This is a genomic window from Clostridium tertium (assembly GCF_017873245.1).
In the GTDB taxonomy this organism is placed as follows: domain Bacteria; phylum Bacillota; class Clostridia; order Clostridiales; family Clostridiaceae; genus Clostridium; species Clostridium tertium.
Genome location: NZ_JAGGJY010000002.1, coordinates 1 through 20,669 on the forward strand (window position 1 = coordinate 1; position 20,669 = coordinate 20,669).

16 protein-coding genes are annotated in these 20,669 nt (G+C 27.6%); 3 read left to right on the top strand and 13 right to left on the bottom strand.

All coding sequences use genetic code 11. The annotated features are described in order from the left end of the window. The first annotated feature begins 304 nt into the window (after positions 1-304). Positions 305-1,771 (top strand): SPFH domain-containing protein, encoded by a 1,467-nt coding sequence (locus J2Z25_RS03075; RefSeq protein WP_209738269.1) that lies wholly within the window; start codon positions 305-307, stop codon positions 1,769-1,771. 147 nt (positions 1,772-1,918) lie between these two features. Here J2Z25_RS03075 and pepT read toward each other — a convergent pair whose 3' ends face one another. The 3 genes from pepT to J2Z25_RS03090 all read right to left on the bottom strand — a co-directional run bounded on the left by pepT (position 1,919) and on the right by J2Z25_RS03090 (position 5,567). Then, positions 1,919-3,151 carry a peptidase T gene (pepT, locus tag J2Z25_RS03080; RefSeq protein ID WP_280915508.1) on the bottom strand — a complete coding sequence of 411 codons (1,233 nt, stop codon included), beginning with the start codon at positions 3,149-3,151 and terminating at the stop codon, positions 1,919-1,921. A 252-nt stretch (positions 3,152-3,403) separates the two neighbouring features. Next, the gene (locus J2Z25_RS03085; RefSeq protein ID WP_209738273.1) at positions 3,404-5,104 is read right to left on the bottom strand and encodes an FAD-dependent oxidoreductase; all 1,701 of its coding nucleotides are present in this window, start codon (positions 5,102-5,104) and stop codon (positions 3,404-3,406) included. Positions 5,105-5,246: 142 nt separating this feature from the next. Further along, positions 5,247-5,567 (bottom strand): rhodanese-like domain-containing protein, encoded by a 321-nt coding sequence (locus J2Z25_RS03090; protein WP_008679726.1) that lies wholly within the window; start codon positions 5,565-5,567, stop codon positions 5,247-5,249. A gap of 266 nt (positions 5,568-5,833) precedes the next feature. On the opposite strand from J2Z25_RS03090, the gene mnmH reads away from it, so the two are divergent. Beyond that, positions 5,834-6,931: a tRNA 2-selenouridine(34) synthase MnmH gene (mnmH, locus tag J2Z25_RS03095; protein WP_245173065.1), complete on the top strand. Its 1,098-nt coding sequence runs from the start codon at positions 5,834-5,836 to the stop codon at positions 6,929-6,931. A gap of 83 nt (positions 6,932-7,014) precedes the next feature. Here mnmH and J2Z25_RS03100 read toward each other — a convergent pair whose 3' ends face one another. The 6 genes from J2Z25_RS03100 to J2Z25_RS03125 form a co-directional block, all read right to left on the bottom strand. Then, positions 7,015-7,884, bottom strand: a complete 870-nt coding sequence (locus J2Z25_RS03100) for a 2-oxoacid:ferredoxin oxidoreductase subunit beta (protein ID WP_097034144.1) — start codon at positions 7,882-7,884, stop codon at positions 7,015-7,017. Next, a complete protein-coding gene (locus J2Z25_RS03105; protein ID WP_209738277.1) occupies positions 7,884-9,563 on the bottom strand; it encodes a 2-oxoacid:acceptor oxidoreductase subunit alpha in 1,680 nt (559 codons plus the stop codon). Before J2Z25_RS03105 ends, J2Z25_RS03100 begins: the two co-directional genes overlap by 1 nt. A gap of 73 nt (positions 9,564-9,636) precedes the next feature. Beyond that, complete coding sequence (locus tag J2Z25_RS03110; protein ID WP_209738279.1) at positions 9,637-10,827, bottom strand: hypothetical protein; 1,191 nt, start codon at positions 10,825-10,827, stop codon at positions 9,637-9,639. Further along, on the bottom strand, positions 10,820-12,313 hold the full coding sequence (locus J2Z25_RS18540; protein ID WP_342451336.1) for a YncE family protein: 1,494 nt from the start codon (positions 12,311-12,313) through the stop codon (positions 10,820-10,822). Before J2Z25_RS18540 ends, J2Z25_RS03110 begins: the two co-directional genes overlap by 8 nt. Positions 12,314-12,373: 60 nt before the next feature. Next, a complete protein-coding gene (locus J2Z25_RS03120; protein WP_097034141.1) occupies positions 12,374-12,643 on the bottom strand; it encodes a putative Se/S carrier protein in 270 nt (89 codons plus the stop codon). Between the two features lie 97 nt (positions 12,644-12,740). Next, entirely contained in the window at positions 12,741-14,540 is a 1,800-nt protein-coding gene (locus J2Z25_RS03125) for a synaptonemal complex protein 1 (RefSeq protein ID WP_209738281.1), read from the bottom strand. 296 nt (positions 14,541-14,836) lie between these two features. Between J2Z25_RS03125 and J2Z25_RS03130 the strand changes: the two genes are divergently transcribed. Further along, entirely contained in the window at positions 14,837-15,598 is a 762-nt protein-coding gene (locus tag J2Z25_RS03130; protein ID WP_008679739.1) for a hypothetical protein, read from the top strand. A gap of 260 nt (positions 15,599-15,858) precedes the next feature. Here J2Z25_RS03130 and J2Z25_RS03135 read toward each other — a convergent pair whose 3' ends face one another. The 4 genes from J2Z25_RS03135 to J2Z25_RS03150 form a co-directional block, all read right to left on the bottom strand. Continuing rightward, the gene (locus J2Z25_RS03135) at positions 15,859-17,586 is read right to left on the bottom strand and encodes a flavin monoamine oxidase family protein (protein ID WP_209738283.1); all 1,728 of its coding nucleotides are present in this window, start codon (positions 17,584-17,586) and stop codon (positions 15,859-15,861) included. Between the two features lie 56 nt (positions 17,587-17,642). Next, positions 17,643-18,782 carry an aminotransferase class V-fold PLP-dependent enzyme gene (locus tag J2Z25_RS03140; RefSeq protein ID WP_099346423.1) on the bottom strand — a complete coding sequence of 380 codons (1,140 nt, stop codon included), beginning with the start codon at positions 18,780-18,782 and terminating at the stop codon, positions 17,643-17,645. A gap of 299 nt (positions 18,783-19,081) precedes the next feature. Further along, a complete protein-coding gene (locus tag J2Z25_RS03145; RefSeq protein ID WP_209738285.1) occupies positions 19,082-19,684 on the bottom strand; it encodes a DUF4489 domain-containing protein in 603 nt (200 codons plus the stop codon). Positions 19,685-20,040: 356 nt separating this feature from the next. Then, entirely contained in the window at positions 20,041-20,628 is a 588-nt protein-coding gene (locus J2Z25_RS03150; RefSeq protein ID WP_209738287.1) for a DUF4489 domain-containing protein, read from the bottom strand. Positions 20,629-20,669 lie beyond the last annotated feature (41 nt).

Sequence of the window (20,669 nt, forward strand, 5' to 3'; positions counted from 1 at the left end):
ACCCCAACCAACACACAAAGCAACACTAGCAACAACCAAAACAAAAATTCACATACAACTAAAAAATATCCCCTAACAAATAAAACACTTCAATTTAAATATATAGTCTTTATTACAATTAGAATATTTCATATTTTTTTATTTCACTATATAAATTTCAACATTTTATACATATTATATCATAATAAGTATTCATGCTATAAATAGTTTAACCTTATTTTTCTAAATATCTCATATTTTTTAAATTTTTATGATAAAATATGAGTGTAATATGAATTTAAATTTATAAAAGGGGGAAATAATAATGGATATTTTTCTTGAAAAACTATTAAACGTACTTCCAATAATAATTATTGTAATTATAGTTTTAATAGTATTTCTATCTTTCTGGAGAAGAGTACCTGCTGATAAAGCAATGGTAATTACAGGTCTTCGAAAAAGGGTTTTACTTGGAAGAGGGGGATTAATGATTCCCGTACTAGAAACATCTTCAACTATTTCACTAGAAAATATCTCAATGACAACAGATGTAAATGAAGCACCTGCTAAACAGGGTATATTTGTTAATATAGTTGGTACTGCAGTTGTAAAAGTTAAAAATGATAGCGAAAACGTATTAAAAGCAGTAGAGCAATTTTGTAGTGGTGGAGAGAAAAATACAGTAAATGTCATAAAAACTATAGTTGAGCAAATATTAGAAGGTAAACTAAGAGGTATTATCTCCACATTAACTGTTGAACAAATAAATGAAGATAGGGCTTCATTTGAACAAAGAATTGAAGATGATATAAGAAATGAATTAGGATCAATGGGTTTAGTCCTAATATCTTATACAATTTTAAAAATAAGTACTCAAGGTGGATACTTAGAAAATAGAGCTAAGCCTCAAATAGCTGCTGCTAAATCAGAAGCTGATATAGCTGAAGCTGAAAGAAAAAGAGATACAGAAATTAAAACTGCTAGTGCAACAAGAGAAGGACAAAAAGCAAAACTCGAAGCAGAAGCAGAAATTGCTCAAAGTGAAAGAGATAAAAAAATTAAACTTGAAGCATTTAGAGCTGAACAAGATAAAGCAAAAGCAAATGCCGACGTGGCATATAAATTACAAGAAGTTGAAAATAATTCTATTTTAGCTGAACAACAAGCTGAACTTGCAGAAAAAGAAGCTTTAGTTGTTGAAAAGAAATTAATCGCAGAAGTAAAAAAGCCTGCTGATGCTAAAAAATATGAAGTTGAAGTTGCTGCAGAAGCACATAAAATTCAAGCTATTAGACAGGCGGAGGCGGAAGCTGAAGCTATAAGAGTAAGAGCAATAGCTGAAGCTGATGCTAAAAAAATTCAAGCTCAAGCAGATGCAGAGGCTATAAGAGCTAAAGGTTTAGCTGAAGCTGATGCCATTAAAGCTAAAGGTATTGCAGAAGCTGAAGCAAAAGACAGATTGGCTGAGGCAATGGCTAAATACGGAGAAGCTGCAATAGTTGAAATGGTAGTAAATAGCCTACCAGATGTAATGAAAGAAGTTGCAAGTCCATTACAACAAATAGATAAATTAACTGTTATAGATAATGGTGGATCTCAAGGAGCATCAAAGGTTGCTAAAATTGTAACTGATGTTACTGCTAATGGTTTTGAAGTATTGAAAGATATAACAGGAGTAGATTTAGCTAATGTACTAAATAATTTTGTTAATAAAAAACCTACTAAAACATCTAATTCTTCAAATATTGAGCCAAAAGATACTGAAGAAAATATATCCGATATAATAGAGTAACTTATAAAAAATTACTACAAGAATTAAAAGCTTGTAGTAATTTTCATTTTTATTATAAAGTAATTAATACTATTAATTTATCATTAAAAACTTAATTATTATTTTTACATTTAAATAATAATTAAAAATTCAACTTCTAAATATTAATTATTTGCTATATCTTTTTATTATATTAATTATAACTTCTACAGCTTTTTCCATTGATTCTATTGGAACATACTCATACTTTCCATGGAAGTTTTCGCCACCTGCAAATATATTTGGAGTTGGTAAGCCCATAAATGAAAGTCTTGCCCCATCAGTTCCTCCTCTTATAGGTCTAACATTTGGAACAACATCAGCTTCTATCATTGCTTCTTTTGCATTTTTTACTATATGCATAACAGGCTCAATTTTTTCTTTCATATTTTTATATTGATCCTTTATACTTACAACTACAGTTCCTTCTCCATATTTAACATTTAGTTCTTTTTCTATAGATTTAAACTTTTCTTTTCTAGCTTCAAAAGAATCTTCAAAGAAATCTCTTACAATATAATTTAATGATGTATTTTCAACAGTTCCTTCTATATCTGTAAGATGAGAAAAGCCTTCGTATTTATCAGTTTTTTCTGGAACTTCATCTAAAGGAAGACTATTTATAAACTCATTAGCTACCATAATTGAATTCAACATCTTATTTTTAGCATAACCTGGATGAACATTAACTCCTTTTATTTGAACTTTTACGCCTGCAGCATTGAAGTTTTCATATTCAAGTTCTCCAATTCTTCCACCATCCATTGTATAAGCAAAATCTGCACCAAATTCTTCAACATCAAAGTGATCTGCACCTTCTCCAATTTCCTCATCAGGTGTAAAGCCTACTTTTATAGTTCCATGTTCAATTTCTGGATTATTTACTAAGTATTCCATTGCAGTCATAATTTCTGCAATCCCCGCTTTATCATCGGCACCTAAAAGTGTAGTTCCATCTGTAGTAATTAATGTTTTTCCTACATATTCCTTTAATTCAGGTGAAAACTTAGGAGATAATACTACTGAATCGTTTAGCTTAATGTCTTCACCATCATAGTTTTCTATAATTTTAGGATTTACATTTTCTCCACTATAATCTGGAGCTGTATCCATATGAGCTATAAAACCTATAACTGGTAAATCTTTATTACAATTTTTTTCTAGTGTTGCATAAACATATCCATGCTCACTTATCTTTGCATCCTTTAATCCTATTTCTTTTAACTCATTACATAACTTTTCTGCTAAATTTAATTGTCCCTTTGTACTTGGAGTTACTCTAGTTGTTTCATCTGATTTTGTATTTATTTTTACATATTCTAAAAATCTTTCTTCTACTTTTTTCATAGCTTCACTCTCCATTCTTATATTGTTTTTTTACTTATTTAAATAAAATATACTATTATAAAAGCAAATTGCAATAAATAATTTTTACATATTTTATCTCATACTCTATATTTTAACACATTTAAATAAAAACTTTATACAACTTTTAAATATTATATGTATAAGTTTATATTAAATACATAAAATAAACATGTGATTTATCCCTTTATCTACTAAAACCTACTAATAGAAAAAGACTTCAAGAAAACCTTCCTGAAGTCTTTTGAGCTATTTAAAATTATATTGTGTAACTATACTTTCTCTTTCAGTTGTCTTATCATTAAAATATTCATAAAATGATAGTCCAAGGAAGCTTCCTGTTACATTATAAACATTTCTATAACCTAAATTTTGTAATGCTAATGCTGCATTATAACTTCTTTGACCCGTCCTACAATGTAAGTAAACTGGAATATCCTTTGGTATTTCATTTATTCTTTCTCTAAGTTGACTAAGTGGAATATTCTTAGCACCTTTTATATGCCCATTTTCATACTCTCTAATTTCTCTTACATCTATTATATAAGCTCCACTTTCAACTAGCTTTCTTACCTTATCAACATTAACTTGCCTAAAATCTCCATTTAATAAATTTGATGCTATATAACCAGCATAGTTAACAACATCCTTTGCTGTACTATATGGTGGTGCATAACATAACTCTAGGTCTTTTAAGTCCTCAATAGTTCCACCAAGTTTTATAATAGTTGCTACTATATCAACTCTCTTAGCAACATCACCTTTTCCTATTGCTTGTGCTCCTAATACCTTACCTGTAGGAACTTCATATATAAGTTTAAAATGAACTGGTGATGCGTCAGGCATTATCCCAACTTTGTCATTAGTTATAAGTCTTACAATATCATACTTTATATTCATATTTAAAACTTTAATTAATGATTCATTTAACCCTGTTGCAGCAGCATTATAATCAAATACCTTTATTGCTGAAGATCCAATATAACCATTATTTATTCCTCTTTTACCATTTATGTGATCTGCTACTGATCTAGCTTCCTTTAGAGCTGGACCTGCAAGAGATAATTTTGTCATGGAATGTGTTAATGAATTATATACTTCAATTGCATCTCCTACTGCATAAATATCATCGTCATTAGTTTTATAATTTTTATCAACCTTAATAGCTCCTGTTTCACCAAGTTCTATGCCTGCTTCTTTTGCTAATGATACCTCTGGTGAAACACCTATTGCCATTACCACAGCCTTTGCATTAACCTTTTTACCTGATGATAATACTACTTTATCTTTTTCAAAGCTTGAAACCTTATCTCCAACAACTAAATTAACACCATTATCATAGATTTCCTTATGTAGTATTTGAACCATATCATAATCAAACGGCTTTAATATTTGATCCATAGCTTCTATTAAAGAAACTTCATATCCAGCTTCTTTTAAATTTTCAGCTGCTTCAACTCCTATATATCCACCACCAATTACTGCTACTTCCTTTATATTTAATTCCTTAACGAATTTATTTAATTTATCTATATCTACAACATTTCTTATAGTAAACATATTAACTTTTTCAATACCAGGAATATTAGGTACTATTGGCTTTGCTCCCGGTGATAAAATTAATTTATCATAATTTTCTCTATAAATTTCGCCTGTTTGAGTATTTTTTATTTCAAGCTCTTTATTTTTTCTATCTATTGATATTACTTCACTATTTACTCTAGCTTCTATATTATATTGAGCTTTAAACTTTTCAGGACTCATTAACACAAGCTTATCTGCTTCGTCAATAATTCCACTTAAGTGATATGGTAATGCACAATTTGAAAATGATACATGAGGACCTTTTTCAAACATTATTATTTCATCTTCTTCACTTAATCTTCTTAATCTTGCTGCAGCTGAAGCTCCTCCAGCTACTCCACCAACTATTAATATTTTTTTCTTCATACAGAACCCTCCTGCTAGCTACTACTAAGCCAAATTGATAATTAACAATTAATATTGTAACTTCAAAAACTCCTATAGGAGTTTTATCCATAATTTTTTAATTTTTTCACTCTTTCATTTTTTCACTATATGTTAGCATTTGCTATTTTCTTTTGCTTCCAACATATGACCCAACTCCACCAGCAACATTAACTACATCAAATCCAAGGCCTCTTAGCTTATTACATGCAGTTGAACTTCTTCCTCCTGATTGGCATACTATATGATATTCTTTGTCCTTATTTAAATATTTCTCTGGATCATTTAGAAGATCCCCCATTGGAATATTTTTTGCACTTTTTATGCTTCCAGTTTTATATTCGTATGGTTCTCTTATATCAATTAAATCTATCTTACCAATTAAATTATCAATATCATTTACATTTATAACTTTTCCTGAATTTTTATTAAATAAACCAAACATTCTACATTCACTCCTACCAATAAAATTAACTTTTTAATTATGTGACTATTCTACAATATAAAAAGTATTTTTTATGTGACTATGTCACACAACTTAATTTGTAAAGTAATCATACTATTTATTATTTTCACTTTAAACAATATTTATTAAATTTAAAATCTTTATTGCAACTTATACACATAAAATTTTATAATATTGAATAAAGCGTACAAAAAATAGTAATAATTAATAAATATCAAAAATAGAAGGAAAGAATTGTGATTAATATGAAATACCCAGTAATAAATGACTTAAAAAAAATAGTATTAGAAAATATACCACTTATAGATGTACGAGCACCTATAGAATATGAAAAAGGAGCATTTTTAAATTCTTTCAACTTACCAATTTTAGATAATGAAGAAAGGCATATTATAGGAATTTGTTATAAAGAAAAAGGAAATGAAGAAGCTACAAAGCTTGGATATAAATTAGTATCAGGTAAAGTAAAAGAGGATAGATTAAACTCTTGGATTGAATTTATAAAATCTAATCCCTCTACTATGTTATATTGCTTTAGAGGTGGATCACGTTCAAGGATTGCTCAAGAATGGATTACAGATGCTTTAGGCAGAGAGATTTATAGACTAGAAGGTGGATATAAAGCCTTTCGTAATTATCTTATTAGTTCATTATCTATAGAAAATCAAAATTATAAGCCTATTGTTTTAACAGGCTTCACAGGTTCTGGAAAGACTATAGTTTTGAAAAAAATAGAAAATTCAATAGACTTAGAAGGAATAGCTAATCATAGAGGATCATCATTTGGTGCCCATGCCAATCCTCAACCTACACAAATTAACTTTGAAAATAATTTAGCTTATTCTTTGATTAAGTGTAAAGAAAAGGGATTTAAACATATTATTTTTGAAGATGAAGGCAAAAACATCGGAAAGAATTTTATTCCTCAAGACTTTTTTAACTATTTTCACAGTGGAAACGTAGTGTTTTTAGAATGTTCCCTAGAAGAGCGTGTAGAAAATACATTAAAAGAATATGTTATAGATTCTCAAATAGAGTATATTAATAAATTTGGAGAAGAGCTGGGATTAAGTGAATGGTTTAATTACATATTTTCAAGCATGGATAGAGTTAAGAAAAAGCTTGGTGGAGATAGATTTAAAGTAGTTTTAGATGAACTTAATTTAGCCTATAAAAATCAATTATCTACTAATAGTGTTGATTTCCATAAAGGCTGGATAGAAGTATTCCTTAAAGAGTACTATGATCCTCTTTATAAATACTCTTTAGAAAAAATAGAAGATAAAATTATTTTTCGAGGAAGCTCTAAGGAAGTCACAGATTTTTTTAAAACCTTAAAATAATTTACATAAAAAATAGGCTGTCGAATAATTAAATCTTTTTCTACGACAGCCTATTTTTAAAATTAATTTATAACTCTTATCTTTTAATTATATAAAAATTCATCTATAAGCTTTTCTGTATCTTCAACAGCCCATTTTCTATCTATTAAATTAACTCCACTTTTTAATACTGGATGTACTTCATGATAGCTTTCTTTACTATCATCTTTGTATATTATACCTATTGGAATTCCCTCATCCCCAAATTCCTCTACTTTTTTAAGTGCTTCCATTTTATTAGTTGGGTCATAGCTATCATCTAATTTATATATTCTATCTTTATACCATTTAAAGGTATTTACTTTATTAAATACAACACATGGCTGCATTATATCTACTAATGCATATCCTTTATGATTCATTGCTGCTTTAATCATTGATTTTAAATGTTCCTTATCTGCTGAAAAGCTTCTAGCTACAAATGTTGCTCCAGCACTAATAGCTAACGCTAATGGATTTATTGGTTCTAAATATACTCCTTCAAATTGCATAGAAGTAATCTGACCTTTTGCAGTTGTTGGTGAACCCTGTCCCTTTGTTAATCCATAAATTTGATTATCGTGAACAAGATGTACCATATCTACATTTCTTCTTATATTATGAATAAAATGATTTCCACCTTCACCATATGAGTCCCCATCACCACTATTTATAATAACTTTAAGATTCTTATTTACCATTTTTATAGCTTGTGCTGGTGGTAATGCCCTACCATGAAGTCCATTAAACCCATTTACTTTTAAATAATGAGGAGTTTTAGCTGCTTGCCCAATTCCTGATACTATAACTACATCTTCTGGTTTTAATTCAAGTTCTGCTAAAGTTTCTTTCAAAGATGCTAATATACCAAAGTTTCCGCATCCTGGACACCAAGCAATTTCATCATTACTCTTATACAAATTTAAATCTAACATTAAAACTCCTCCTTTCTTAACCTAGCTACTATATCATTTCCACATATTTGTCTTCCATCATATTTTAGTATGCTATAATTCATTAATATTCCTGTTTCTTGAGTTATTAGCTTACCTAATTGCCCTGTAAAGTTTTGCTCAACATTTATTATTTTTTTAGCTTGCTTTGCATACTTTCTTAAACCTTCTTTTGGTAATGGATATATATCTCCAAAACTTAAAGCACCAACTTTTTCACCTTGATTATTTAATTCTTCAACTGCATCTTTTAATGCTCCATAAGTTGATCCAAATCCTAATAATAGAATTTCTAAATCTTCTTTGCCTATAAATTCTGGCTCTTCTATATCTTTTTTAATAAGCTCTAATTTTTTCATTCTTTTTTCCATTTGAGCATTTCTAACCTCTGCTTCTTCTGTTATATGTGATTCCTCAGTATGTTCATCACTATCCACTAAAACTACTTGATTCTTAGAATTACCTGGAATCATTCTAGGAGAAATTCCACTTTGAGTTACCTTATATCTCTTATATTCCTCATCTTCTTTTAGTTCTTCTCCATTTGAAATATATCTTTCTATTTCAATATTATTTAAATTATATTTCGGAATTGTTATATTTGAATCCGCTAAATATTGATCTGTTAATAAGATTACAACAGTTTGATATTTATCAGCTAAATTTAATGCCTTAACAGTTTTGTAAAATGCATCTTCAGCATTTCTAACGCTTATTAATATTCTTGGAAATTCACCTTGAGATGCTGTTAATAAAAAGCTTAAATCACTTTGTTCTGTTCTTGTTGGAAGTCCTGTTGCTGCTCCTGGCCTTTGTGAATCTACTATAACTATTGGTGTTTCTGTTATACCTGCAAGCCCAAATGCTTCAACCATTAATGAAACTCCACCACCAGAACTTCCTGTCATAGCTCTTGCTCCTGCATATGATGCTCCAATAGCAAAATTTATAGCAGCTATTTCATCTTCTGCTTGATCTACAACCATTCCTGTTTCTACTTGCTTTTTAGCTAAATAGGTCATTATACTAGTTGCTGGTGTCATTGGATATGCAGAATAAAAATCTAATCCTCCTGCAATAGCTCCTAATGCAATAGCATTATTACCATTTATTAATATATGATCACTTAAATCATTTCCTTTCATTTTATGCTTTGATTCAATTAAATCATATCCCAATTTAACTGCTTGTATATTTTTATTCCTTACATCTTCTGAAAGCTTACTACTAAAATATTTATCTATATTTTCTAAGTCTATTGAAAAATATTTTAATATTACTCCTGCTGCTACTGATGTAAATGCCTTTGATAAGCTTAATCCTTTAGCAGTTTCTATAAGAGGTAATTTTATATTTTTTTTATATTCATTCTTTATACTTTTATCTGATATTATAATCCCGTCATCCTTTAATCTATCTTTGTGATATGAAATTGTATTTTCATCTAAAGCAAGTATTAAATCTAATTCATTTTTATGTGAATATATTTCATTTTCTCCAAATCTTATTTGTATAAAGTTATGGCCTCCCCTAACTCTTGACATATAATCTTTATTTGAAAAAACATAGAATCCAAATTTCTTTATTGACCTTTCTAGAAAGTCACTTAATGTATCAAGACCTTGTCCAGCACTTCCACCAATTAAAATATTATATTCCACTTAATTCCCTCCTTTTTTATTTTCTATATTAAGTTATTCAATTTAATACTTTATTCATTAAGTATAAATATTGTTACAATTCCCTACTATTTATTGTCAAAAACCCATTTTTTATTGAGAACTTTTTCTCACTACTTTTATCTTCTATGTCCTTATGATTTATATTTATATTTTCATAAACTATATCTTTAAATTTCATATATTGCTTATTGCTATCTATATCTAAAGCTACCTGAGCTACTAAAAGTTCATGTAAAAATAAGTCTACTTCCATATTATTATTAATAATATATATTTCATTATCTATATATATTTTTTCTTCCTCTATAAACTCTTTATAATGCGCTTTTGTAGGTATTATATTATCAAAAATTTTATATACTATTGGATCACTAAAGTCTTGTCCATTGTTTCTAGAAAAACATCCGTACAACTTTTTATCACTTATCCATAATGCCCATAATACATTATCTAAAGTTAGCATTACACATGAATCAACTTCTTCATCTTCAAATAATATTAAGCTTTTTTGTAATTCTATTTGTTTATCAGTTAATATATCTCTATATTGATAAACTAGTACATTAATATTACTTTCCTCAGTAACAATAAGATAATGACTTCTATTTTCTACTACACAAAAAGAAAAATCTTTGTAAGGCATTCTAGATATATATATAACCATTTCCTTTTCCCAAAGATTTTTAGATATATTGAATGCTCTTGAACTCAATTTATATATACCGTATGCCATAGAATTTATTAGAATTACGCAAGAGTTATAGCTTTGAGAAATATAATAAGACAGACTTGAATAACAGTCTATATTGATAAGAACATCCAATGGCGACCAGTCACTTAATTCCTTATAAGACTGATGGATTATCATTTCTATAGTATTACTTTCATTTATTAGATTATATAAAAGATGTATATTATTTTTAGAACAAAAAATTTTTGCTTCTATAGGCATTATTTCATTATATTTCATATAAAAGAGAGTTTTATACTTCCACTCATATCCATCCAATATACATAATATAATATCTCCACTAACATCTTGGCACAATAAATTTATATTTTTATTAAAATCTTCAATAACATAAAAATTTTCAAAACTCTCTTTATAAATAACTTCTTTTTTTTGCCATTTTCCATTTATAAGCACTTCATAATATATCCCTAGTCTATGATCGTATGAAAATCTTAGTAAATTTTTCATTTTATTTCTTACTAAAAAATAATCGTATTTTTTGTCATTCATACATAATATCCTCCTTAAGTTCCATACACTGCTTACAAAATGGTATAAATACAAGATCCTCTATAATTGCATGGGTTGAAATTATAGAGCTAACATCAAACTTAATAACATTACCTTTATTTATTGGAGAACTTATTAGCTTAGTTAGCGATTTTACTACATATTCTACTCCATTACCTTCCTTATAATCTGAAATATATAATCTAGCTTTTTGTTTTCCTTTAAGTCTTCCTTCAATTATATATTTTTCTTCATTTTGGTTTTTGCATTTTATATAGTATGGAATATCAAAGTTATATTCTAGTATTAAATATTTATCTCTATTCTCAAAAATTTTTCTTCTTTTACTTTCTTCTATAACACTGCAATTTTCAAAAATTACTTCTTCTATACTTAAAATATCATCTTCTTTCAATGATATTTCCACTGACACTTGTGGAAAATTCATCTTTTCTTTATAAGTCGATAAAACTTTTTTTGCTAATATAGTATTTCCCTTTTCTTGCTTCCACTTATCATTTGCACTGGTAGAAATATAATATTTTTCTTCTATTTCTTTATTTTCTATAATAATTCCTATATCATATGGGACTATATTATTATCATCCAAAGTAAAAGTATCTAAAATAACATTATTAGAAACATCTATTCTATCAAGTACTCCTTTTCCTTCATTATCTTTACTTGTTACCAAGAGTACTTTTTTATCAGGAGATAATCTAATTCTCTGTAAGTCTGGCAAAGTAGTACTAATACTTGCTATATATTTTTTATTTATTGTATCTATAACTTCAATTCTATGTAATCCATTATTTGCTGCATATAAAAAATTTTCACTTCCATCTAAATCCGTAATACTTGATCCTTCTTGAAAATCTATATATGAAACACTTCCTGTTTCAAGATCTAATATAGATACATTTCCAGTATAAGTCCCTCTATTTGATCCTTTATTGGAAATATATAAATATCGTTCACTGTCCCCCATAAACATAAAATTTGGAGTATTTCCAACTTCTTTGTAAACCTTAATTAAATTAAACTCTGTAGTATCATAAGCTTTTATTTCATTTTGAAAAATATCAAGTACAAATAATCTTTTTCTACTCTTATTAAGTTCCATGCTATCTGCAGCAATAAATCCTGTTATTCTTCCAAGTATATCTCCATTACCTAGATTATAAATACATACCTCTTCTGTATTACAAACATAAATTTTTTGAGAAATGGAATCCACTTTTATATTTCCATTATTAGGCATATACCAAGTTTTATTAGTGTTATGCAAGTGGTCAATAAGTGTAACCTTACTATTTCTATCTGTTGCAATATAAACATTATTTTTTCCATCAACAACGATATCTTGCGGTCTAGGACCAACTTCAACCTCTTTTATAACACTATAACTATCTCCATCAATTATAGATACCTTGCCAGTACTTAAGTTAGATATATAATAGATAGTTTTTTTTCTTACATTAGCCACGGATTCTCATTCCCCCCTTTTAATTACTTAATACTATAGTTATATAAAGTTAATTTATCTTTATTCAATTAGCTCATAAGTTTCTTTTTTACCTTCTTTTATTATCTTAAATACTGCAGTTGGATATATATTATTTTTAGCCAATTCTTTTTGTATTTCTTCTTTATCTTTTTCTTTAAACTTTAATGCTTGTGTACAGCTAATATTAATCTTATTTGGTGCCGTAACTAATTTCACTTCTATTTTCTTTTGAGTTAATCTATCATACATATATACAGCTCTATAATGAGATGTAAATGCCATTACATAATCATAGTCTTCTGATCTCATAATATTCTCCTCTAAATTCCTAACTCTTAAGCAATTTTCCCCTCTATTGTATGCTCTAAAATACTGCAAGTTACTTTCCATTAATTTACACAATATATTAAAAATTATTTTGACTATTACTAGTTTTTCTTCTTAATAACCTTTCCATAACTGACTGATTTCTCTCTAAATCTAATTCTGCTTTTAATTTATTATTTTCCTCAGCTATTAACCTAACTTCTTCTTTTATTAATAGATTTTCTTCTTGCAGATATTTTGATTGATTTTCTACTTGCAGCTTATATTCTTTTTCTTCTATTAGCTGTTTATTTTTATCAACTAATTCAGAGACTAATTTTTTATTTTCTTCATTTAATAATGTTATTTCTATCATAAGTGAGGCATTTTCCTTTAGAATTTCTTTCATATTATTTTCTACTATTATCTTAGACTCTTTTTCTTCTTTATTCTTTTTATTTGCTTCATCTAACTCAAATGATAATTTACAAACCTTATCACTTGATATATCTAATTGATTTTTAAGTGATATAATTTCATCCCAATAATCTTTCACTCTATCCTCAAGTTTTTCTTTTGATTTTTTAATTTCTAATAATTGACCATTAGTATCCTCAAGGTCCTTTTGAATCTTTTTTTGTAGTTCTAAAAATACATTACAGTTTTCTTCCGCCTTCCTTTTCTGCTCTATTGTTCTAGTGATTTGTTGCTCATATTCATCCATAAACTTTTGATTTTTTTGTAACTTCAAATTTAAATGTGATATTCTATTTACTAAGTTATTATTTTCTACTTTTTCTCTAGATAATTCCGCCTTTAAGCTTTCAACTAATTCATTTTCGGAATAAGAATTTTCTTCATATTTACTTCTATCATATTTTAATGAATCTTTCATAGTAACTAAAAATTCACTTGGATCATATATCTTCATATCTAAGTTATCAGTTCCATAGACCCTTTTTTCTTTAATATAACTATCATTACCTGTACAAATAAAGGCATTATATTTTTCTAACTTATCATTATTTCCTCTATCAAAGTAAACAGGAAATTCCCATTTATCCTTATTGAAAATTGAATAAAAAATCTTATCATTTTCCAACCAACAAGAGCATAATTTATTACTTTCAATAAATAAAATAGTTTCTAATAAATTGTTTTTATTTTCATATATTTTAAAGTGCTTTACATTTCCTATAGAATCTATAAAAACATGATCCAAAGAATGTATTATACCTTCTCTAGATTTATTTAATATATGAATATCCTGCCTATCAATAGCAACTTCAAATTCTATATCCTCTCCTTGAATTCCATAAAGTCTTTTTGATTGTAGCCACCTCTGATTTTCAAAGTTACAATAATTTAAAGATATCTCATCGCCTTCATCTGAAAGGAAAAATACATAAATATCTCCTTTATAATTTACATTTACAGAGTAATATTCCTTTAAATTAGAAATTAAAATAATATCTGCTAATCTATTAATAGTGGTTTCTCGTCCATTCCAAGTACAATGCATTAATACTCCATGATCACTTCCATCATTACCAACTAACAAATAGAAAATATGCATATTAGATCCTATAATTTCAACTTTCAAGTTTTCTATCTCAAAATCTTTATTATCTAATTGATAAATAGGTTTCCCTACCCATAATTTATTCTTCATTGTACAATATCTTAGTTCATATTTAGAATTACTGTATAACAAATGTATTCCTTCATTTTCATCAATATAAGTAGAAAATCCAAGTACTTTTGTATCAATTATAATTTCCTTAGTCCACTTCCCTTCTTTATACATAATTCTGTAGCTCAATTCTTTATTATTATTTAATGAAAATTTCCATAAGTTTTCTTTATAATCTAAATATATCCACGGGCATACATCACTCATATTCACTCTCCCCTTTATAGAATTCTATTATAAAGTTATTTAGCCTATTATTTTCCTATATATTAATAGGCAAAAACCATTAATTATAAGATATAGCTACTCATTTCGTTTATTTTCTCTTTTAAATAAACCATTTATAAAATTATATTTAAAATAAGCAAATATTATGCAATTTTATGGAGTAAAAAATTTATTTTATATATATTTTTTAATATCACCTCTTTTATCTTCCTACATATCATGTAATGTGAGTAAATAAATTTTTGTTTTTTATTATTTTAAAAGGAGGATATTATATGTCCATTAACTTCAAAAAATTCGTACCACGTCCAGGTCTAGTAAATAAGCAAGGACGTCTACCTGATCCTGCGGAGTTAGTTTGTATTGAAGTACCTAAGGTGTTTGATCAATGTTTAATTAAAAGATGCCTAGTATATTGTGGAGGTCCAGACACAAATACAACTGATTGTGAATTAAGAAGCGATCCACTAGTCGATCCTAAGAGATATATTTCTAGTAGAGACTTCAATATAACACTTCTTTCAGTAGAAAAGATACCAATTAAAGGTAAACGCGGATTTAAAAAGGTAGTTCTTAATTACATGATTTCTTTCTATGCTGATTATCTTGATTGTGATGGTAAAACTAAGAGTGAATTTTATGAGATTAATAGAACTGATGTAATTGGAAAATTCTATTGCCCTGATTCAATTTCTCAAATTTCAGCTAGTACTGACCTAGAAGAAGATTCTAACATCATAAGACTTGAAATGGTTGCAGAAGCACTACACGGTGAAATACTTAAAGATAAAAATGGGGATGAAGTTTTAGATATCACTTTAGGATACTACATTGTAGTAAAATGTGAACTTCTTGTACAACTATTAATTCCTGCATATGATTATTGTCCTGTTCCTAAAGTTATTTGTGAGGATGAACCAGATGAAGATCCATGCGAAATCTTTGATAAGGCTCCAATTCCTAAGTTCTATCCAGATCAAAACTTAGAACCTTTATTCCCTGACTGTTATGATGATGACGATGATGATGTTGATTAATAAAATTTATTTTCTTAGCTATAACTAAAAGTGTTTAGTATTTCTACTAAATTTAGTAGTTATAAATGGTGATGACAGTTTAAGTGTTCCTATATATTTAATTGAATTTATCTATCATCACCTTTTAAAATATTTATATACTTTAATGAAAGTACTTAATAAATAAATTTAAATTGGATTTTTTATAATATAAATAATGACCTACAACTTTTGTGCAGGTCATTATTTTTTTATGATAAATATTAATTTCTATATTAAAGTTAAATTTTATTATTTATCATTATTCTTTCTGCAACTTCATTAGCTGCAATCATACCACTTTGAAGAGAACCTTGTTGAGTTCCATGTTTTTGAGATATATGCTCTCCTGCCAAAAACACTCTATTATTCATTTCTGGCATTTTTGCTCCATAAGAAAATAATATCTTATCTTCTGGTTTTGATAATGCCCCTGCCCCCCATATATATTGAACATCCGACCAAATTAATGACTTATAATCAATTAAATTATCATCAATATAATGCAGTGGAAGATTATGAATCTTTTCTATATATCTTATAGCATCACGAATTTGTAATTCTGCATTTTCATTTCCAAGTAACATTGCTTCATTACACCAACTATAACTTACTAGCAATACTCCTGACTCCTTGGGACTTGCACCTGGTTTTAATATATAACTACCTATCTTATCATTTAAAGCTTCTGAATGATCTGAAGGATAATAAATAGATACTAGTGGAATATCAGTAAAGGTTTTTCCCCCTACTATTCCTTTTGATTTGCCTCCCTTTTCCCAAAATCTTTCTTTAAGATAAAGATATATTTTCCCTGATGTCTCATAATTCATTTCATTTATTGCACGTATTTTTCTTGAATTAAAGTTAGGATCTATATCCATTCTTCTTAAACTTTGAAAAGGTATTGTGCATATTACATAATCAAATTTCTCCAGGACTTCTTTCTTCATTTCTCCTTCTGCATACTTAATAGTAATTCTATCCTCTGTTTCTGAACTATATATTCCTTCAACTGGTGTCCCCATTTTTACTTTTACATTTCCTAATTTTTCTTTATCGATGCCATTAAATATTTTCTCATTTTCATCGAATAAAGCTCCATATAATGAAAGAGGTAAATTTATCATTCCATCCTTAATATAATAATTAAATTCTGAATCTACTGTATAATATCTTTGTAGTATTTCCATAAGACCAATTTGATAAAATTGCTTACTTCCATCAAGATATCCCAACATTGATATTGCCTCTTCGCTAAATCCAGCATTTTCATATGCTTTTCTATAACTTAATTTATCTATTTGCTCTATTTTTTCTGAATATTTATCTTTGATCTCTAATAATTCTCTTCTTTCTTCGAGTGTAAGAAATTCTAAATACTTTTTATAAAATTTTTTATCTACTTGTTCTTTTAATTTCTTTTTATCACTATTTGATAAATCAAACTTTGGATGTATATTCTTTACTACTTGTTTTCCCTTTTGATCATTTACTGCCTTTGCCCCTCTAATATAAAGTAAAGAATTATTATTATTATTTACAAAAGGTCTAGTCTCAAGATTGAAAAGATTAATATAATGCCATGTGGTATAATGTGATACTGGTATGCTAATTTCTCCAAGCTCACCATACTTATTATTTTTTCTATCAAAATAATAAGTATAAACTTTTCCTCCTATTCTCTGGCTTGCTTCGAATAATGTAATATCGCATCCTATCTTCCTTAATTCAACTGCTGTAGCTAAACCTGCTTCTCCTGCACCAATTATTGCTACTTTTATATCTTTTGCATAACCACTTTGACATATATTAGTTATATCTGTAGGTGGGCTCATTAATTCAACTATATTATTTATATCATCTACTCTTTTTTGATCCTTTAGTATATATTCAAGCATATTATATCTTTCGTCATCACTAGGATTATCTACTTGATAAACATACTTTGAGTTATTCCAAGATTCCATAACTTTCACATCCTAATGTTTATTACATATATAATCATATATGTATTGGAGATTTTCTATCGTGAATTATATATTTTTCTAATAGATTCTAATAACTCATCTATATCTTGAAGAACATTAAAACACCCAGGACTTACTCTAACTGTACCTGCATATTCAGTTCCTATAATATCATGTATTAATGGAGTACAATGGTAACCTGTTCTAACAGCAATTCCATATTCATTTAATTCTTCACCAACAATAGATGCATCAACTCCATCAATATTAAATGAAACTACAGCACTTCTTTCATTCAAAGAATTATTCCCATATATCTTTATATAAGAAAGTTTTCTTATTTCATCTATAAAATATTTCATTAATTCATCTTCTACTTTTTTGATACTATCTATACCAACTCTTTTTATAAATTTTAATCCTTCACATAATCCTGCAATACCTGGAGTATTTAAAGTTCCACTTTCAAATTTATCTGGCATAAAATCTGGTTGAATCATAAAATGTGAGTTACTACCTGTTCCCCCTTCATTGAAATTACTTAAGTTTATTCCTTCTCTTATAAATAATCCACCTGTCCCTTGAGGGCCAAGCAATCCCTTATGTCCAGGAAATGCCAATAAATCTATATATGAACTTTCAACATCAATTGATATAACTCCAGCACTTTGAGATGCATCAACCATAAATATAATTTCTTTTTCTCTTGCTATCTTTCCTATAGCAGTAATATCTTGAATACTTCCTAATACATTAGAAATATGATTAATAATTATTATTTTAGTATTTTTTTTAATTTCATTTTTAATATCTAAAGGATTTACATATCCAGCTTTATCTATTCCTACTAAAGTTATTTCTACTCCCTGCTTTTCCATTGAATTAAGAGGTCTTAGAACAGAATTATGTTCTATAACTGTACTAATAACATGATCTCCATTTTTCAAAACTCCCTTAATAGCTATATTTAATGCTTCTGTTGCATTACTTGTAAAAACCAAATTAAACGGATTTTTTATATTGAATAGTTCACAGATTAAATTTCTGGTCTCCATAACTTTCATTGCTGATTTAATTGCCATATCATGAGAACCTCTTCCAGGGTTTGCACAATAATTTTTCATACAATTTAATACTTCTTCATAAACTTTAGACGGCTTTGGAAAAGATGTAGCTGCATTATCTAAATAAATCATTTTACCCTCCTTATAAATGTTTATTAATTTTATATATTTTAAAGCTTAATTATAGATATCTCTTTCATAAATAATATCTATTTAGATAACCAATATAGTTATAAAATCCTTACTATTTATTATATTAAAATTTATAAACTTTCGTGAATGTCTATATAAATATTAACTTAATCTAATTACTAAATAAATTATGAGCTATAATCAAATTATTTCAATATATAATTTAGACATAAATAAATCCCGGAATGGGAAATCCATATCCGGGATTTATTTAATTTTAATTAATTTACATTAATTAATTATTCTTTATTACATTTTTTCTTACATCTGTTTGATCTACATGTTGCTATTGCTCCAAGTGTAGCATTATTAATAGCTAAAGTCCCTACTGTATCTGCACCAACAACTGTTGCTACTACTGTATAAGTGCAACAGTCCTTGTCACAAGAATCTGAATCACAAATAAAGAATGAGAAAGTTCTAGCATCAGTTACTTTTATTTCTGGTATTGGTACTGGTGGCTTTTCTTCTTCTGCTACTCTTCCTCCTTGTGTGCCTAATTGTAATGTCCATGTAGCTCCTACAGGAATTGGTGTAACTTGACATTTACATTGCTTAAATACTCTTATACTTAATGTTCCTCTAAACTCTGTAGCAATAGTATTACTAGCAAACTGTAACATAATATCTGGATCGCATAAACAAGAAGTATCTAAAGTAAGTGATGCAAGTGTAAAAGTAGTTTGAGCTTTTGTACCTGCAGGAATTAAAAGTGAACTAGGACATCCACATTTTATAATAGTTGGACATTTTTTTTCTTCTTTTTCTTTGCTATAATTCTCATAATCATCTTTTTTTTCTCTTTTATAAGAATCACTATATTCTTTTGACATTGAATTCATAAATTTAACCTCCCTTTCATTGGCATTTTCAAACGAATTCAATTATTAATTTATTATTAATTAGCTTTTAACTTTTATATTATTTTTCAGTTAAAATTTTCATTATCATAAAATTTTTATATTAATTATCAAATCTTCTTTATTCATAATCTATATTTCTTAATTATATTATCCTTAATTACTCTATGATGATTAAAATTAAACTATAAAATAAATTTCATATAGGAGAATCCCAGATATGAAAACCCACACTCTGGGATTCAATTTATATTATTGGACTACTGTTTTTATTAAAATAATATTATCTAATTTATATTTTTAGCTTATATTTTATCTTAAATTATCTTTTTATTTAATTAGTCACAGTCACAATGACATTTTCTATGACATTTTCTACGACAGTCTTTTTCACATTCATTTGATCTACATGTTGCTATTGCTCCAAGTGTAGCATTGTTTATAGAAATACTTGTTCCTGCAGCAGGTGGATCTACAACTGTTGCAACTACAGTATAAGTGCAGCAATCTTTGTCACAAGAATCTGAATCACAGACAAAGAATGAAAAAGTAGTATTAAAAGGCCCATTTGCTAAGGTATAATTCCATGCAGGCCCAACTGGTACTGGAGTAAATTGATTTCTACATTGTTTAAATACTTGGAAATTTATATCAATTGTACCAATACCTGCAGGAGCAATAATATTGCTTGCAAATTCTAATTTAATACTTGGATCACATAAACAAGAAGTATCTAAAGTTAGTGATGCTACTGTAATATTAGTTCCTGCTGTAACAGCTCCAATTGAAGTTGAACTAGGACATCCACATTTTACAATCGTTGGGCATTTTTCTTTTCTTTCTTCTCTCTCTTCTCTTTCTTTTCTTTCTTCTCTTCTATAATCTTTTCTACATTCATCTTGATATCTTCTAGACATTGAATTCATAAATTGAATCCTCCCTTTTATCTATCTTTTATAAAATATCT

What these genes read in the sequence shown, in the direction of transcription:
- J2Z25_RS03075 (WP_209738269.1), top strand. Translation starts at nt 305, where the DNA reads ATGGATATTTTTCTTGAAAAACTATTAAACGTACTTCCAATAATAATT.
- pepT (WP_280915508.1), bottom strand. Translation starts at nt 3,151, where the DNA reads ATGGAGAGTGAAGCTATGAAAAAAGTAGAAGAAAGATTTTTAGAATAT.
- J2Z25_RS03085 (WP_209738273.1), bottom strand. Translation starts at nt 5,104, where the DNA reads ATGAAGAAAAAAATATTAATAGTTGGTGGAGTAGCTGGAGGAGCTTCA.
- J2Z25_RS03090 (WP_008679726.1), bottom strand. Translation starts at nt 5,567, where the DNA reads ATGTTTGGTTTATTTAATAAAAATTCAGGAAAAGTTATAAATGTAAAT.
- mnmH (WP_245173065.1), top strand. Translation starts at nt 5,834, where the DNA reads ATGAAATACCCAGTAATAAATGACTTAAAAAAAATAGTATTAGAAAAT.
- J2Z25_RS03100 (WP_097034144.1), bottom strand. Translation starts at nt 7,884, where the DNA reads ATGTTAGATTTAAATTTGTATAAGAGTAATGATGAAATTGCTTGGTGT.
- J2Z25_RS03110 (WP_209738279.1), bottom strand. Translation starts at nt 10,827, where the DNA reads ATGAATGACAAAAAATACGATTATTTTTTAGTAAGAAATAAAATGAAA.
- J2Z25_RS03120 (WP_097034141.1), bottom strand. Translation starts at nt 12,643, where the DNA reads ATGAGATCAGAAGACTATGATTATGTAATGGCATTTACATCTCATTAT.
- J2Z25_RS03125 (WP_209738281.1), bottom strand. Translation starts at nt 14,540, where the DNA reads ATGAGTGATGTATGCCCGTGGATATATTTAGATTATAAAGAAAACTTA.
- J2Z25_RS03130 (WP_008679739.1), top strand. Translation starts at nt 14,837, where the DNA reads ATGTCCATTAACTTCAAAAAATTCGTACCACGTCCAGGTCTAGTAAAT.
- J2Z25_RS03135 (WP_209738283.1), bottom strand. Translation starts at nt 17,586, where the DNA reads ATGGAATCTTGGAATAACTCAAAGTATGTTTATCAAGTAGATAATCCT.
- J2Z25_RS03140 (WP_099346423.1), bottom strand. Translation starts at nt 18,782, where the DNA reads ATGATTTATTTAGATAATGCAGCTACATCTTTTCCAAAGCCGTCTAAA.
- J2Z25_RS03145 (WP_209738285.1), bottom strand. Translation starts at nt 19,684, where the DNA reads ATGAATTCAATGTCAAAAGAATATAGTGATTCTTATAAAAGAGAAAAA.
- J2Z25_RS03150 (WP_209738287.1), bottom strand. Translation starts at nt 20,628, where the DNA reads ATGAATTCAATGTCTAGAAGATATCAAGATGAATGTAGAAAAGATTAT.